Origin of the sequence: Paramagnetospirillum magnetotacticum MS-1, assembly GCF_000829825.1 — a bacterium.
Classification (GTDB): Bacteria; Pseudomonadota; Alphaproteobacteria; order Rhodospirillales; family Magnetospirillaceae; genus Phaeospirillum; species Phaeospirillum magnetotacticum.
Genome location: NZ_JXSL01000009.1, coordinates 133,421 through 147,525, shown reverse-complemented (window position 1 = coordinate 147,525; position 14,105 = coordinate 133,421). Strand labels below are relative to the sequence as shown.

Here is a 14,105-nt window from a genome sequence, read left to right as displayed (position 1 = left end):
CAGTTCCCGACCTTGGCCCCAGGATGATCATATGGGATTTTTATAATCCGTGATCATCCGTGGCCGCGAAGCTTTATCCGAGTCCCTCCGTGTTTCATGACCAGATGAAACACGCATTAGCTCTGCCCGTCTTCGATTTAACGCACGCTTTCCGCAGGGTGTGGAGAAAAAGGATCGGGGATGCGCGAAGGGACGAGCCCCTTCGCCTCTGTCTCCTTAAAGCGCCCATCCAAAGAAAAAGCCCCCTTCCCGGTGGGGAAGGGGGCCTTGGACGCTTGAGCGCCTAAGTCGATCTTACTTCTCGAAGTAGATTTCGACGCGGCGGTTCTTGGCTTCCTTGGTGTTGGCCTTGGTCGGCACGGCCAGCTTGGCAAAGCCGAAAGCCTTGGCGTCGATGGACTTCACGCCCAGCTTGGCCAGCTGCTTTTCGACCGCGGCGGCGCGGGCCTTGGACAGCTTGTCATTGTAACCGGCCTTGCCGACGGTGTCGGTGTGACCAGCGACATAGATGCTGGAGGGCTTGATCTGACCGGCGGAGGCGACCACTTCCTTCAGGGTCTTCTGGGCTTCCTTGGTCAGGGTCGACTTGTTGAAGTCGAAGTAGACGATGAAGGTCTTGACGATCTTCGGGGCGGGAGCGGCGGCCTTGACCTGCAGCTCGGGCTCGATCTTCAGGAAGGCGGCGCGGCAATCGGAATTGGCGTCACCCTCATGCTCTTCCTCGACCCAGCAGTCGAACATCACCTGGGCCTTGGCGGCGGCGGCGGGAACGCGCTCGCGGGCGCCATTGCCGAAATAGCCGACCAGACGGGCGCGGGCGGCGGTGAGCTCGGCGGTACGGGCGGCGGGAACCTCCCAATCGGTCACTTCGGCGGGAGCGACGGACTCGCCGGTGGCGGCGCGCAGGCCCTTGCGGGCGAAGATGGCGGCGTCGTCCCACTCATACTCGACCTTGGCTTCCTGGATGGCATAGGCCTTGTACTCGGCGAACAGGGCCTTGGTGAAGGCCGAGCCAGCGGTCGGGGCTTCGGCGGCGGTGATTTCGTTGACGTCGGCCACTTCCCAGGGGGTGGCGCAAGCGCCCAGCAGGGCGGTCATGCCGATGGCGGCGGCGATATGCAGGAACTTCATCGTGTCAGTCTCCGTTTGCTCAATTTAAAGGTTCGAAAAAAGATCAGCGCCCGAAAAGCTTCATGGGGTTCAAGCCATCGGCGGGCGCCGAGCCCGACGACTTGCCGCCGCCGATTCCTGGTATCAGGCTTTCGACGGCTTTGCCGACGTTCTGGACATTCTGCTTGAGCAGGGCTTCCAGATCGGGGCGATAGGAGAGATTGTCCCAGGGGCCAGTGACCAGGATCGGCACGACGATTCCGGCCGCACTGCCGCCGCCCTGGCCTTCCAGACTGGCGACCAGCTTGGGATCGATGCGGTAATTGACGCTGCGCTGGGGCAGATCGACGGTGCCCTTGCCCTCGACGCGCAGCAGCGGCGATTTCATGGCCAGATCGTTATTGGTCAGGATACCCTTCACGATGGTGAAGGTTCCGCCCAATTCGGCGAAGTCGGTCTTCTCGGTCGATTGGGCGCCACCGGTAAAGGCGCTGGTGACATTGCGCGCCATGGCGGCCAGATTGATGCCCTTGATGGCGCCATTGAGGAAGGCCAGCGATCCCTTGCCGTTCAGCGAAGAGACGATCTGACGCTGGGTCTTGCCCTGTCCGGCGACAGTCACATCGAAATTGCCGGTGCCCGACAGACGGTCGCTGTCGGCGGCATCGGTGAGGAAGGGTTCGACCTGCAGGCCCTTCAACTGGAACGAGGCGTCAAGACCCACGCCCGGCTGCGCGCCGTCCAGGGCAACCCGTCCCCTGCCCGTCCCCTGATAGAGGGCCAGCTCGGTCAGATCGGCGGCCAGCTTTGCGTTGTGCAGCGCGAGGTTCAGCGCGCTCTTTCCCACCTTGATCTTTTTGACCAGGATACCGCCGCAGGTCAGGGCGAAATCCACATCGGCGGATTTGAGGCCCGAGGCATCGATGGGATCGTCGCTCCAGCCCGCAGGCTTGGCCTGGGTCTGCGCCGCCCCGCCGCCAGCAGGGGTGGCCTTGCCCTCGCCGCCCTTAGGCTGCGCGCCTTCCGGCGGCAGATAGGGGTTGAGGTCCAGCATGTCCACGTCAAGGCGGCCTTTGATGGCTGGCTTGGCGGCGCCGGTATTGACGGTGACGTCGCCCTTGGCCTTGATGGCGTCGATGGCGATGGCGGCCTGGGTAAAGGCGATCTGGGTCGGCCCGGCGGCCAGCTTGCCGGTGATGGAGAGCGGCCCCAATCCGTTGCCAGCCATGGTGATGGGCGAGCCCGCCCAGGCGGCCAGATTGCGGATGGAAGGCACATTGAGATCCAGTGCGCCGTCCAGGCCGGGTGAGGCACCGCCCTTGGCATTGCCCTTGAGCCCCAGCTTGACCGGTTCAGAGGCGACAACCAGGCCCAGGGTGCTGCTTTGGCCGTCCATCAGCGCCTTCAGGCTGCCCACGTCCAGGTCGAGTTCGACCTTCTTGGCGTTCCAAACCAGGCTGCCCTTGGCCGACAGCGGCTCGGACAGGCTTTTCAGCGCCACCCGGAGATTGATCTCGCTCACCTCCTGCCTGGCGCCGGTCTTGCCGTCGATCTGGGTCAGCTTGCCATTGGTGATGCGCACATCGCCCAGACGGATGTCGCTGACACCGGCGGAGGAGGGGGCGGACGCAGGCTTGTCGGTGGGCTTGGTCGTGACGGAAGGGGCCGGAGCGGCGGCAGCCGGGCCCTCGAACACCCAATTGCCCTTGCCCTGGCGGTCGGTTTCCAAGGTGATGATGGGGTCGACCAGGACGAAGCTGTCCACCTCGACCTTGCCGCCCAGGAGAGGCAGCAGCTTGAGCCGCACATCCACGGCGCCCAGACGGATCAGGTCCTTGCTGCTGTAGCCTGCGGGATTGGCCAGGGCGACATTGCCCACCTGCACGGAGAGCGACGGGAAGACCGACACCGAAATCTTGCCCTGGATGGACAGGTCGCGGCCGGTGGCGCTTTTCACCCCGGCGACGATTTCGCCTTGGATGCGTTCGGCGGGGATCATGGCCGGAATCATGGCAAGAGCGCCGATGATCACGACGATCACGACCCCCAACGCCATCAGGATTTTCTTCATGCGCATCCCCCGACGCCCAACGGGGCCGTCACAGCGCATTTCCGCGCGTCCCGTCCCCCGTATTAGACCTTCAGCTTATACTCACGGGTGAAATTGTCCAGTCGCTGTATGGAATCATTCGGAATCAAGGTGTGACGTCCTCGATTCTGGGGGGCTTCGCCTAGGTGGATGATTTGGAACCGGGAAGCAGGACCTGAATCCGCTCCAAGGTGGCCATGCCGCGATCGCCCATCATGACGTCCAGGATGGGGAGAAATGCCTCGATCTTTTCCCAAGAATCGACAATTTCGATCACCATGGGCAGATCTTCCGAGAGGGCGAGGATCTTGGTGCTGTGCAGCCGTGACGAATGGCCGAACCCCATGCGGCCGCGCAAGACGGTGGCTCCGGCCAGATTGGCCTTGCGCGCTTCGATGGCGATGGACTCGAACAAGGGCTTGCCGTCGCGGCGATCGGTCTCGCCCACGAAGATCCGCAACAAGGTGGCGTCCTTGGGTATACGCATGGCCGCTCTCCTATCTGTTGATAACCGCGGCGGCGGCATGGCCCAGCCAGACGGCCACCAGGCACAATGCCACCGATCCCAGGACGTTCAGTCCCGCGGCCAGCCAGTCGCCGTCCTGGGCCAGGGCCAGGGTCTGGAGGCTGAACGACGAGAAGGTGGTATAGCCGCCGCAGATGCCCACCATGAAGAAGGTGCGCCATTCGCTGGGGACAAAAAGGCGTCCGTCCACCGAGGTCAGGGTGGCGAACAGGCCGATGGCCGCAGAGCCGGTGACGTTGACCACCAAGGTTCCCCAGGGAAACGTCCCCGCTGTGGTCTCGGCGATCACGGCCGCCAGCCAGTAGCGAAAGGTGCCGCCGATGGCGCTTCCCAGGGCGACCAGGGCATAGGTGAACATGGATGGCGCTTTCTTGAAAGAATGTCCGAACATTCTCGACTATGCCCCCTCGATCGGGCGGGTCAACTGGAAAGACCCTTGCGCACAATGCGTATAGTCGGCTGAGGGATGTTCACTCTATATTGGCGTGAATTCGGGGCGACCCGTCCCAAAGGGCGAGCGTCCTTGGCTTTGGGAGAGGCCAGAAGAGGGGGAAAACATGGATTGTCGTGATTTCCGGTTGCCGCGATGACCGAACTTGATCCCGTCGGTTTGGCTGGTGTTCTCGAAGACAGTCCCGTGGGCGTGTCCATTTCGCGCCGTCGCGACGGAATAATTGTCTTCGCCAATCACACATTTTGCGAATTGATCGGTTTTCCGCGGGACAAGGTGCTGGGCTCCAAGGCCCGCGACTATTACGTGGACGACCATCAGCGCGCCACGGTGATCAAGCATATGAAGCGCCATGGCAGCGTCGATCATGCCGAGGTGCAGTTCCGCCGGTCCGACGGCACGCCGTTCTGGACGCTGCTCACCATCCGTGAATCCCTGTTCGGGATCGAGCCGGTCAACTTGGCCTGGGTCTACGACATCACCGAGCGCAAGACCTCGGAAGAGCGTCTGCAACTGGCCGCCAAGGTTGTGGAGACCGCCAATGAGGGGATCATGATCACCGGCCCCGACGGCACCATCGAGGCGGTCAACACAGCCTTCACGCGCATCACCGGCTTTTCCCTGGACGAGGCCATCGGCAAGAAGCCAAGCATCCTGAAATCTGGCCGCCACGACAACGACTTCTACCGCGACATGTGGCGCGCCATCCTCGATACCGGCCAATGGCAGGGCGAGGTGTGGAACCGGCGCCGCACCGGCGAGGTCTTCATCGAGTGGCTGTCCGTGGCCACGGTGCGCGATGCCTTTGGCGAAGTGTCGCACATGCTGGGCATCTTCAGCGACATCACGGCGCGCAAGGAAGACGAGGAGCAGGTCTGGCGCCAGGCTAATTTCGACGCTCTGACCGGCCTGCCCAACCGTTCGCTGTTCCTCGATCGCCTTGGGCAATCGGTCAAGGCGTCAAAACGCGACAGGACGCGCTTTGCCCTGATGTTCATCGATCTGGACGGCTTCAAGAAGATCAACGACACATTCGGCCATGCCTGCGGCGATCTGCTGTTGCAGGAAGCGGCGGCGCGGCTGCTTTTGTCCGTTCGCTCGTCGGACACGGTGGCGCGCCTGTCGGGTGACGAATTCACGGTCATTCTCCACGACGTGGAAGGCAAGGACGAGATCGGCAATGTGGCCGCCAAGGTGGTCTCGCGCATGGCCGAGCGCTTCGATCTGGACGGCAATGACGCCAATGTCCAGGCCAGCGTCGGCATCGCCATCTTCCCCGACGATGCCGATGACGCGGCCATGCTGATCCGTCTGGCGGACCGGGCCATGTACACGGTCAAGGGTGCGGGCAAGAACAATTTTGGCTTCCATGAACTGCCGGAACGTCTTGTCTATCCACTGGATGCGTGATTTTTTAGTCTCCGCCCCATGAGACATAAGGGACGGAGAAAGCCATGTTCACCCTGACGCCGCTTGAGATCGAGGCGCTGCGCCTGTCTCTGCTGGTGTCGTTCTGGGCGGTGGCGGCCTCGCTGCCGCTGGGGGTCGGCTGCGCCTGGATTTTGGCCCGTCTTGATTTCCCCGGAAAGTCCCTGGTGGACGGCATCATCCATCTGCCGCTGGTTCTGCCTCCGGTGGTGGTGGGCTACGGCCTGCTGGTGGTTCTGGGCCGCCGGGGCGTGGTGGGGGCCTGGCTGTACGACTGGTTCGGAATCACCCTGGCCTTCAACTGGAAGGGCGCGGCGGTGGCGTCGGCGGTGATCGCCTTTCCCCTGATGGTCCGCGCCATCCGTCTGGCCCTGGAAAGCGTCGACCGGGGCTTGGAACAGGCCGCCCGCACGCTGGGATGCGGCCCTATCCGCACCTTCTGTTCGGTGACCCTGCCTTTGATCCTGCCCGGCGTGCTGACCGGAGTGGTTCTGGGCTTCGCCCGCTCCCTGTCGGAATTCGGAGCGACCATCACCTTCGTCTCCAACATTCCCGGCGAAACCCGAACCCTGCCCATCGCCCTTTATGCCCTGACCCAGGTGCCGGGCGGCGACGAGGCGGCGCTTCGCCTGTGCATCATCTCTGTGGTGGTGGCTTTTTCCGCCTTGCTTACCGCGGAAGTGCTGGCGCGGCGCGTCCAGGCCAGGCTGAAGGGATAGGCCCGGCATGCTCGACCTTGATATCCGCCGCCGCCAAGGTGATTTCAGCCTGGATGTCCGCCTGTCCGCCGGGCCGGGGGTGACGGCGCTGTACGGCCGCTCGGGCTCGGGCAAGACCTCGGTGATCAACATGGTGGCCGGACTGTCGCGCCCCGACGAAGGCGTGATCAGCGTGGACGGGCGGGTTCTGTTCGACTCTCAGTCCGGCATCGACCTGCCGCCCGAGGCGCGGCGCCTGGGCTATGTCTTTCAGGAACACCGGCTGTTTCCCCACCTCTCGGTGCGGGGCAATCTGGAGTTCGGACGAAAGCTTCTGCCCGTGCCGGAGCGGACCCAGTCCCTGGACAAGGTGGTTCAACTGCTGGGGATCGAACATCTGCTGGACCGCCGCCCGGCCAAGCTGTCGGGGGGCGAGAAGCAGCGCGTCGCCATCGGCCGGGCCTTGCTGGCGTCCCCGCGCATCCTCTTGATGGACGAGCCGCTGGCGGCCCTGGACCCGGCGCGCAAATCCGAATTGCTGCCCTTCATCTCCCAGTTGGCCCGGCGCTTTTCCATTCCGATCCTCTATGTCAGCCATTCCATGGACGAAGTCATCCGCCTTGCCGATACCCTGGCCCTGATGGATGGGGGCAAGGTGGCGGCCTCGGGGCCGCTGGAAAGCCTGATGGGTGATCCGGGTCTGCGCCCGCTGACTGGCCGCTATGAGGCGGGCGCGGTGATCGGCGCCGTGGTGTCCAGCCACGATTCCGGTTTCGGCATCACCCGTCTGGCCTTCGACGGCGGCATGCTGATCGTCGGGCGGACCGAACTGGCGGTCGGTACTCCGGTCCGGCTGCGCATCCATGCCCGCGACGTGGCCATCGCCATCGAGCCGCCCGAGCGGGTCAGCATCCGCAATGTGCTGCCTGCCACGGTCGTGTCCGTGGCGGCGGCGGATTCCTTCCTGGTGGACGTGGTTCTGGCCTGTGGCGCCACCCGGCTGTGGGTGCAGATCACCTCCCTGGCCCAGGCCCAACTCAATTTGGTTCCCGGCATGCGGGTTCATGCCCTGATCAAGGCCCTCACCATCGCCAGGGGCGATGTGGCTAGCGTGGAATAGAGACGATGACGACACCCGCTCATATCCTGGTGGTGGATGACGACGCCACGGTCCGCTCAATTTTATCGGGCATCCTGACAGCCCATGGCTTCCGCGTGACCTCGTGCAGCGGGGGAGCTGAGATGTGGGCGGCCCTGGCAGCCGGTCCCGCCGATCTGGTTCTCCTCGACGTGGAAATGCCGGGCGAGGATGGCTATAGCCTGGTCCAGCAATTGCGGCAGCATTCGGCGCTGGGCATCATCTTGCTGACCGGCCATACCGAATTGGAGCACAAGCTGCACGGCCTGGAAATCGGGGCCGACGAGTTTCTGAGCAAGCCCTGCGAGCGCCGTGAACTGCTGGCGCGCATCAACTCGCTGCTGCGCCGTGCGCCTCGGGCCAAGCCCAAGACGGCGCCCGCGCGCCCCACCTCCTGCCCCCTTTGCGGCAGCCGGGTGCGCTATTCCCTGGAATCGGAGGCCGGAGCCATCGGCTCGTGCCCGGCCTGCAGTTGGTCCAGGTTCTACCCGTCCTGATGCTCCTCCGCCTCGTGACGGCAGTCGCAGCCCTTGCCGGCGGCGATCCAGCGCGCCACCAGCCGTGCCGCCCAGGCCGTGGGCAATAGCGCGATGAAGTCCTTCGGCCGGTCCAGCACGCCGCAGACATAGCGTCCGTCTTGCCAGACAAGGGCGGGGCAGGGGCCCTGGCGGCGGCGGAACAATACAAGCCCCAGGGGGCAGGTTTCCACCGCGCAGCACAGGCCGCAGCCATTGCATGGGGCGTCATAGGCTGGCTTGGGCGGCGCGTCGGTGCGCAGTTCGACCTTCATCCTCCGCACAGGCCCGTGGACGACGTCACAGCGTCACTTCGTGCTCGAAGTAATCCTTGTTACGGATATCGGCGCCCGACTTGGTGCGGTCGATATAGACCACCTTCCAGCCCGGCATCTCTTCCTTGATACGCCGCCCGATGTTCAGGGCGCGGGTCTGGAAGGCCTCGGTGACGGCAGGGGTGACCGCCTCGACCCGGTCGAGGGAATTCTTCCAGGCGACGATTTCCGATTTGAGGCCGGGAGAGAGCAGGACCGGCGCGGGCTCGGCCGTCTCGTCGTCGCTGTTCCACACGCCGTCGGAACCGTAATAGCACATCAGGCGGACCCAGACCTGACGCTCGGCCCCGCGGCCCGGCGCGCCGGTCACCGTCATGGAGGACAGCCGGGCGTTCTCGGCCCGAAGACGCCCGATCTCGGCCACCGATTCGGTCAGCAGGCCAGCCAGGCAATTGCGCTCGTGGTGCCCGGTTTCGGCGGCCGAGGCACAGCGGCAGGCGGGGGCGGGAAAGCCCTGAAGGCGGGAAATCAGGTCGGCGTCGGACATGATGGAATACCCCTGTTCACAAGCTTTGCAACACTAACGCGCTATGGAATGGCCCACATGCGCTCTCTCGGGCGGTCGGCCATGCTAAGAACGCTTTCAGGCGGGCCGGGCGGCAAGCCAGTCCTTGGTCCAGGCCAAGGCCGCCTTCAGATGGCTCTTTGCCGCGGGGCTTAAAGGTTCGCCCAACTCGAAGGTTTCGCCCGCGATGGCCAAAAGGGTGCAGGGCGGCGGCGCGCTGCCCTTGATTTCGGCATAGACATGCATGACGCCCTGGGGCGACAGGGCATGGCTGGTAAATGACGAGTCCTTGGCTGGCGCGATGGCCTCGGCGCGGAACGGCGCGTCGGCGACAGCGGCCGAGGCATCGACGAACAGCACCCTCTCGCGCCCCTCCAGATCCAGGGCATGTTCCACCTGAAGCTGGAAGTCGGTCAGGATATCCACCGGCCCCCATTGGGGATGGGCGTCCCGCAACGCCTCGACGGCGTCCAGCAGGGCCGGGCCCAGGGCGTCGTCACCCCGAGACGGATTGCCCCAGCCGAAGATCAGGGTCGGCGCGGTCACAAAGCTCCCTTTCCGATCCGCCCCTCGCCGTCCTTGGTCATGCGGTCGATCTCGGCCCCCGAGGCATCCACCAGGGACACTTCCAACGGCATCTTGCCCAGCGCATGGGTGGCGCAGGAGAGGCAGGGATCGAAACAGCGGATGGCCACCTCGATATGGTTCAGCAGCCCCTCGGTGATCTCGTGGCCGGTCAGGTAGTTCTTGGCCACGTCCCTGACCGCCACGTTCATGGCGGTGTTGTTGTTGGTGGTCGAGACGATCAGATTGGCATAGGTCACCAGATCGTCCTCGTTGACCCGGTAGTGATGGAACAGCGTGCCGCGCGGCGCCTCGATGACGCCGATGCCTTCCTCGCGCCGGGGTCCCTCCGCCATCAGATCGGCGCCCATGATGTCGGAATCGAGCAGCAGGTCCTTGATGGTCTCGGCGGCGCACAGCATCTCGATCATGCGCGCCCAGTGAAAGCCCAGCGAGCCATGCATGGGCTTGGCCCCGCCATAGGCGACGAACTCGGCCCGCTCGGCCTCGGCGTGGGGGGTGGGGATGCGGTCGCAGTTCTGGATGCGGGCCAGGGGGCCGACCTTGTACCAGCCCTTTTCGTCGCCCAATGCGGTGATATAGGGGAACTTCATATAGCTCCAGGACTTGACGCCCTCGGTCAGCAAGGTGTTGTAACCCTGATAGCTGACCTGATCGAAGATGACCTCACCGTCCTTGTCCCGCGCCCGAAGCGCGCCGTGGTAGAAGTCGAGATCGCCCTTGTCGTCCACCAGACTCATCATGGTGGAGGGCACCGCGCCGAATACGTCGTAGAGCGCGGGGTTGGATTTGTGCAGGCCCTTGATGATGCCGACCGCATCGCGGCTCCAGGCGATCATCTGGTCGATGTCCTTCAGGAGGTAGTCCCGCTCCTCGATGGTTAGCGACTTGTTGACCCCGCCCGGCACCGAGCCGGTGCCGTGCACGCGCTTGCCCGAGGTGACGCGAATCACCTCCTGGCCGAATTTCCGGAGCAGCACGCCCATCTTCGCCACATCCGGATTGGCGGCGGCGACGCCCACGATATTGCGTTTGGCGACATCGGAGTCGAAGCCGAACAGCAGGTCGGGCGAAGACAGATGGAAGAAGTGCAGAGCGTGGCTTTGCAGCATCTGGCCGTAATGCATCAGGCGGCGGATTTTCTCCGCCGTGGGGGTCAGAATCCCGCCATTGACGATCATGTCCATGGCCTTGGAGGCCGCCAGGTGGTGCGAGACCGGGCAGATGCCGCATAGGCGCTGGACCAGCACCGGCACTTCCCAGTAGGGGCGGCCCTCGATGAACTTTTCAAAGCCTCTGAACTCGACGATGTGCAGGCGCACCTGATGCACCTGATTGTCGTCGTCGAGCAGGATGGTGACCTTGCCGTGGCCCTCGACCCGCGAGACGGGCTCGATGACGATGCGCTTGAGCGCATCGGGGGTCTTGGCGGTTTCCAGTTCCATTTGGTGCCTCATTGCAGGCGTCCCTTCCGGGTCAGTCGTAATGGATCAGGCCAAAGCCCAAAGTGGGCGTACGGCCAGCCAGGAGATCGGTGAGAAACTTCCAGATGGCATCGCCGCTGGGCGGGCAGCCGGGCAGGAAGTAGTCGATCTTGACCACTTCGTGCAGGGGATGCACCTCGTTGAGCAGCAACGGAATCTCCGGATCGTTGGGAATGTGCACGCCGCGTCCCGGCTGGGCGTAGACGGCGGCCAGGATGTCCCTGATATCCAGCGAGTTGCGCTGGGCGGGCAGGCCGCCATTGATGGCGCAGGCCCCCATGGCGATCAGGATCTTGCAGTTCTTCCTGAACTCGTGGAGCACATGCACGTTCTCGGCATTGCACACGCCGCCCTCGATGATGCCGAGGTCGCAATCGGGGCTGCAATGCTTGATGTCGGTGATGGGCGAGCGGTCAAATTCCACCAGCTCAACCAGATCGAGGATGCGTTCGTCGATATCGAGGAACGACATGTGGCAGCCGAAACAGCCCGCCAGCGAGGTGGTGGCGACCTTGAGCTTGCGCTTTGGCAGGGGAGCGTTCATCACACCTGCTCCTTCACCGGGGCGTACTGCGCCGGATTATCGCTGATGGGGGCCTTGTCAAAGCGACGCTGGCCGTAGGGCACCTCGAAGCCGTGGCGCTTGTGCAAGATGACGCCCACGGGGCAGACATTGGCCGCCTTGTCGGTGGCCGCCAGATTGGTGTCGCCCAGTTCGCCGCTTTCCGAGTTGCAGATCAGATGCTTGGTGTGGCCCCGGCCCGAGATGGCGAAGACGTTCTTCTTGTCCACCTCGGCGCTGGCTCGGACGCACAGTTCGCACAGGATGCAGCGGTTGAAGTCCAGCAGCACGTCCGGGTGGCTGGCATCCACTTCGCGCTTGGAGAAGTATTGCGGGAAGTGGGGGTCCATGACGCCCAGATCATAGGCCAGGCCCTGCAGCAGGCATTTGCCGCTCTTTTCGCAAGACGGGCAGTAATGGTTGCCCTCGACGAGGAGCATCTGGATCAGGGTGCGGCGCAGGTCCTGGATTTCCGGCACCTCGCTTTCCACATGCTGGCCCGCCTGGGCCGGTGTGGTGCAGGACGCGGCGGCGCGGCCGGGAATCTTGACGCTCTGGCCGTCCTCGGTGGTCACCGTGCGTGAATCGATGCGCACCGTGCACAGCTTGCAGCTTCCGTGGGGCTTGAACTCCGGGTGGTAGCACAGATGGGGGATGTATTTGCCCGCCGAGAGCGCCGCCTGGATGATGGTCTGGCCTTCCTCGAAGGGAATCTCCTCCTCGTCGAGGAAGAAGGTTTTCGCGTCGCTCATGACGGTTCTCCCGCCTTGGTGCCTAAGCCAGATCTGGATTTCCGGTGATTGATGTGGAAGTGGGCGCCGGGATCGTCGCGGCCCGTCACCTCGCGCATCTTGGAAAGCGCCTTGTCCAGATCGAAGGCCGGTTCGAAGTCGCGCACATTGAGCCGCAATTCGTAAGAGGGCCGGAATTTCTGCAGCGTATCGGCCACCGCATTGCCCGCCGTCTGGCCCAGGCCGCAATGGCTGGCGGTCTTCAGCGTGCGGATGACCCGCCAGATGTCGCTGATGTCGTATTCGCCGCCATGGCCTTCGTCGATCTTGTCCATGGCATTGGCCAGCAGCGTGGTGCCCACCCGGCAGGGCGTACAGAAGCCGCAGCTTTCATGAACGAAGAAATGGGCGAAGTTGCGCGCCACCTGGAACATATCCCGGGTGTTGTCGAAGATCATGAAGGAACCGCCGGTGGGAATGTCCTCGAAGGCGATGCGGCGTCCGAATTCGTTGGGGGCGATGGCTAGGCCCGAGGCGCCCGCGATCTGGCAGGCCTGGGTATCCCTGGCCCCGCAATCGGCCAGGACCTGGCTGACCTTGACGCCATAGGGATATTCGTAGATGCCAGGGCGCTCGCAATCACCCGAGATGGACAAGATCTTGGTGCCCGCCGATTTGGGCGTGCCGATGGATTTGTACCAGGCGGCGCCCTTGGCGGCGATCAGCGCCGCCGAGGCCAAGGTCTCCACATTGTTGACGGCGGTGGGCTGGTTCAAATAACCCGAGGTGACGGGGAAGGGCGGACGTTTGCGCGGCACGCCCCTCTTGCCCTCCAGGCTTTCCAGCAGGGCGGTTTCCTCGCCGCAGATATAGGCACCGGCGCCCAGATGGATCTCGATGTCGAAGTCGAAGCCGGTGCGTCCCAGAATGGACTTGCCCAGCAGCTTGGCGGCGCGGCGTTTTTCCAGAACCGCGTTCAGCGGCTCCAGCAGATAGCGGTACTCGCCCCTGAGATAGACGAAGCCTTTTTTGGCGCCGATGACATAGCCCGAGATGGTCATGCCCTCGAAGACCAGATCGGCATAGGACGACAGCAGCACCCGGTCCTTGAAGGTGCCGGGCTCGCCCTCGTCGGCGTTGCACACAACGTAATGGGCCGCATGAGGGCCGGTGCCCACCGCAGCGCGGCAGAAATCCCACTTCTGGCCGGTGGAGAAGCCAGCACCGCCACGGCCGCGCAAGCCGGACTCCTTGATGGCGTCCAGCACTTCCTGCGGGCTTTTCAGTGCCTTCAGGGCGTCGCCCGGCTTGAAGTCGGCGCCCAGCAGGGCATCCTTGCGCCGGATATTGTCGTCGACATGGAAGAATTCGGCGGGCCACTGGGCCAGCGGGGTTTTGTGGCGGATCAGATCGACGATCTGATCCACACGCTCGGCCGTCATGCGGGTGACGGGCCGGTAATTGACCAGCAGGGCGGGGCCCTGATCACACAATCCGGTGCATGACGTGGTGTCGACGCTGACCAAGCCGTCCTCGGAAACCTTTCCGGGCTTCAGCCACAGCTTCTTGCACATGCGGGCCATCAGGTCGGCATTGCCAGCCATGCGGTCGGTGATGTTGTCACTCCACAGGACGCGGTAGCTGCCCAGCGGCTCGGTATGGAAGAAGTGGTAGAACCCCGCCACCCCCTCGACCTGGCCACGTGGCAGCTTGGCACCCTCGGCCACCCTGGTCAGGATGTCGGGCGACAGCCACTCGGTCTCTTCCTGAATCTCGCGCAGAATCTGCATCAGCCGGGTGCCGTCTGACCCGTGGCGGGCCAGGACGGCCGCCACAACGGCGCCGGTGTCGGAACCGTTGGAATTCCCATTGGGCATATGACCTCTCCCCCACCTCTCGCGCGGCGGCTGCCACGCTTTGTCGACGATGGCGTATTCCCCTGTTCATC

At 64.0% G+C, this 14,105-nt stretch carries 15 protein-coding genes; 4 read left to right on the top strand and 11 right to left on the bottom strand.

What is annotated here, in order from left to right; all coding sequences use genetic code 11:
- Positions 1 to 294: 294 nt before the first annotated feature.
- The 4 genes from CCC_RS01105 to crcB all read right to left on the bottom strand — a co-directional run bounded on the left by CCC_RS01105 (position 295) and on the right by crcB (position 4,083).
- Positions 295 to 1,131 carry an OmpA family protein gene (locus CCC_RS01105; RefSeq protein WP_009867223.1) on the bottom strand — a complete coding sequence of 279 codons (837 nt, stop codon included), beginning with the start codon at positions 1,129 to 1,131 and terminating at the stop codon, positions 295 to 297.
- Between the two features lie 43 nt (positions 1,132 to 1,174).
- Positions 1,175 to 3,181: an AsmA family protein gene (locus CCC_RS01100; RefSeq protein WP_041039381.1), complete on the bottom strand. Its 2,007-nt coding sequence runs from the start codon at positions 3,179 to 3,181 to the stop codon at positions 1,175 to 1,177.
- A gap of 160 nt (positions 3,182 to 3,341) precedes the next feature.
- Positions 3,342 to 3,686, bottom strand: a complete 345-nt coding sequence (locus CCC_RS01095) for a DUF190 domain-containing protein (RefSeq protein WP_009868410.1) — start codon at positions 3,684 to 3,686, stop codon at positions 3,342 to 3,344.
- Between the two features lie 10 nt (positions 3,687 to 3,696).
- Positions 3,697 to 4,083, bottom strand: coding sequence for a fluoride efflux transporter CrcB (crcB, locus tag CCC_RS01090; protein WP_009868411.1), 387 nt, complete (start codon positions 4,081 to 4,083; stop codon positions 3,697 to 3,699).
- Between the two features lie 228 nt (positions 4,084 to 4,311).
- Between crcB and CCC_RS01085 the strand changes: the two genes are divergently transcribed.
- The 4 genes from CCC_RS01085 to CCC_RS01070 are packed head-to-tail and all read left to right on the top strand — an operon-like array spanning position 4,312 to position 7,937.
- The gene (locus CCC_RS01085) at positions 4,312 to 5,586 is read left to right on the top strand and encodes a diguanylate cyclase domain-containing protein (protein WP_041039260.1); all 1,275 of its coding nucleotides are present in this window, start codon (positions 4,312 to 4,314) and stop codon (positions 5,584 to 5,586) included.
- A gap of 44 nt (positions 5,587 to 5,630) precedes the next feature.
- Positions 5,631 to 6,323, top strand: coding sequence for a molybdate ABC transporter permease subunit (gene modB / locus CCC_RS01080; RefSeq protein WP_009868413.1), 693 nt, complete (start codon positions 5,631 to 5,633; stop codon positions 6,321 to 6,323).
- A gap of 7 nt (positions 6,324 to 6,330) precedes the next feature.
- Entirely contained in the window at positions 6,331 to 7,422 is a 1,092-nt protein-coding gene (modC, locus tag CCC_RS01075) for a molybdenum ABC transporter ATP-binding protein (protein WP_009868414.1), read from the top strand.
- Positions 7,423 to 7,427: 5 nt separating this feature from the next.
- Positions 7,428 to 7,937 carry a response regulator transcription factor gene (locus tag CCC_RS01070; RefSeq protein WP_052472852.1) on the top strand — a complete coding sequence of 170 codons (510 nt, stop codon included), beginning with the start codon at positions 7,428 to 7,430 and terminating at the stop codon, positions 7,935 to 7,937.
- On the opposite strand, the gene CCC_RS01065 is transcribed toward CCC_RS01070, so the two are convergent.
- The 7 genes from CCC_RS01065 to CCC_RS01035 all read right to left on the bottom strand — a co-directional run bounded on the left by CCC_RS01065 (position 7,925) and on the right by CCC_RS01035 (position 14,034).
- Positions 7,925 to 8,230: a hypothetical protein gene (locus tag CCC_RS01065; RefSeq protein ID WP_009868416.1), complete on the bottom strand. Its 306-nt coding sequence runs from the start codon at positions 8,228 to 8,230 to the stop codon at positions 7,925 to 7,927. The genes CCC_RS01070 and CCC_RS01065 overlap by 13 nt on opposite strands.
- A 25-nt stretch (positions 8,231 to 8,255) precedes the next feature.
- Entirely contained in the window at positions 8,256 to 8,777 is a 522-nt protein-coding gene (locus tag CCC_RS01060; protein ID WP_009868417.1) for a hypothetical protein, read from the bottom strand.
- 96 nt (positions 8,778 to 8,873) lie between these two features.
- Positions 8,874 to 9,341: a hydrogenase maturation protease gene (locus CCC_RS01055; RefSeq protein ID WP_009868418.1), complete on the bottom strand. Its 468-nt coding sequence runs from the start codon at positions 9,339 to 9,341 to the stop codon at positions 8,874 to 8,876.
- Complete coding sequence (locus tag CCC_RS01050; protein ID WP_009868419.1) at positions 9,338 to 10,825, bottom strand: Ni/Fe hydrogenase subunit alpha; 1,488 nt, start codon at positions 10,823 to 10,825, stop codon at positions 9,338 to 9,340. Before CCC_RS01050 ends, CCC_RS01055 begins: the two co-directional genes overlap by 4 nt.
- Before the next feature lie 31 nt (positions 10,826 to 10,856).
- Positions 10,857 to 11,408: an NADH-quinone oxidoreductase subunit B family protein gene (locus CCC_RS01045; RefSeq protein ID WP_009868420.1), complete on the bottom strand. Its 552-nt coding sequence runs from the start codon at positions 11,406 to 11,408 to the stop codon at positions 10,857 to 10,859.
- Complete coding sequence (locus CCC_RS01040; RefSeq protein ID WP_009868421.1) at positions 11,408 to 12,178, bottom strand: 2Fe-2S iron-sulfur cluster-binding protein; 771 nt, start codon at positions 12,176 to 12,178, stop codon at positions 11,408 to 11,410. Before CCC_RS01040 ends, CCC_RS01045 begins: the two co-directional genes overlap by 1 nt.
- Complete coding sequence (locus CCC_RS01035; protein ID WP_052472850.1) at positions 12,175 to 14,034, bottom strand: NAD(P)H-dependent oxidoreductase subunit E; 1,860 nt, start codon at positions 14,032 to 14,034, stop codon at positions 12,175 to 12,177. The genes CCC_RS01040 and CCC_RS01035 overlap by 4 nt, the downstream gene beginning before the upstream one ends.
- Between the last annotated feature and the right edge of the window lie 71 nt (positions 14,035 to 14,105).

Excerpts from the sequence above, each read along its gene's own strand:
- CCC_RS01050 (WP_009868419.1), bottom strand. The coding sequence starts at position 10,825 with ATGGAACTGGAAACCGCCAAGACCCCCGATGCGCTCAAGCGCATCGTC.
- CCC_RS01100 (WP_041039381.1), bottom strand. The coding sequence starts at position 3,181 with ATGAAGAAAATCCTGATGGCGTTGGGGGTCGTGATCGTCGTGATCATC.
- crcB (WP_009868411.1), bottom strand. The coding sequence starts at position 4,083 with ATGTTCACCTATGCCCTGGTCGCCCTGGGAAGCGCCATCGGCGGCACC.
- CCC_RS01095 (WP_009868410.1), bottom strand. The coding sequence starts at position 3,686 with ATGCGTATACCCAAGGACGCCACCTTGTTGCGGATCTTCGTGGGCGAG.
- modB (WP_009868413.1), top strand. The coding sequence starts at position 5,631 with ATGTTCACCCTGACGCCGCTTGAGATCGAGGCGCTGCGCCTGTCTCTG.
- CCC_RS01065 (WP_009868416.1), bottom strand. The coding sequence starts at position 8,230 with ATGAAGGTCGAACTGCGCACCGACGCGCCGCCCAAGCCAGCCTATGAC.
- CCC_RS01045 (WP_009868420.1), bottom strand. The coding sequence starts at position 11,408 with ATGAACGCTCCCCTGCCAAAGCGCAAGCTCAAGGTCGCCACCACCTCG.
- modC (WP_009868414.1), top strand. The coding sequence starts at position 6,331 with ATGCTCGACCTTGATATCCGCCGCCGCCAAGGTGATTTCAGCCTGGAT.
- CCC_RS01035 (WP_052472850.1), bottom strand. The coding sequence starts at position 14,034 with ATGCCCAATGGGAATTCCAACGGTTCCGACACCGGCGCCGTTGTGGCG.
- CCC_RS01040 (WP_009868421.1), bottom strand. The coding sequence starts at position 12,178 with ATGAGCGACGCGAAAACCTTCTTCCTCGACGAGGAGGAGATTCCCTTC.
- CCC_RS01070 (WP_052472852.1), top strand. The coding sequence starts at position 7,428 with ATGACGACACCCGCTCATATCCTGGTGGTGGATGACGACGCCACGGTC.
- CCC_RS01085 (WP_041039260.1), top strand. The coding sequence starts at position 4,312 with ATGACCGAACTTGATCCCGTCGGTTTGGCTGGTGTTCTCGAAGACAGT.
- CCC_RS01060 (WP_009868417.1), bottom strand. The coding sequence starts at position 8,777 with ATGTCCGACGCCGACCTGATTTCCCGCCTTCAGGGCTTTCCCGCCCCC.
- CCC_RS01105 (WP_009867223.1), bottom strand. The coding sequence starts at position 1,131 with ATGAAGTTCCTGCATATCGCCGCCGCCATCGGCATGACCGCCCTGCTG.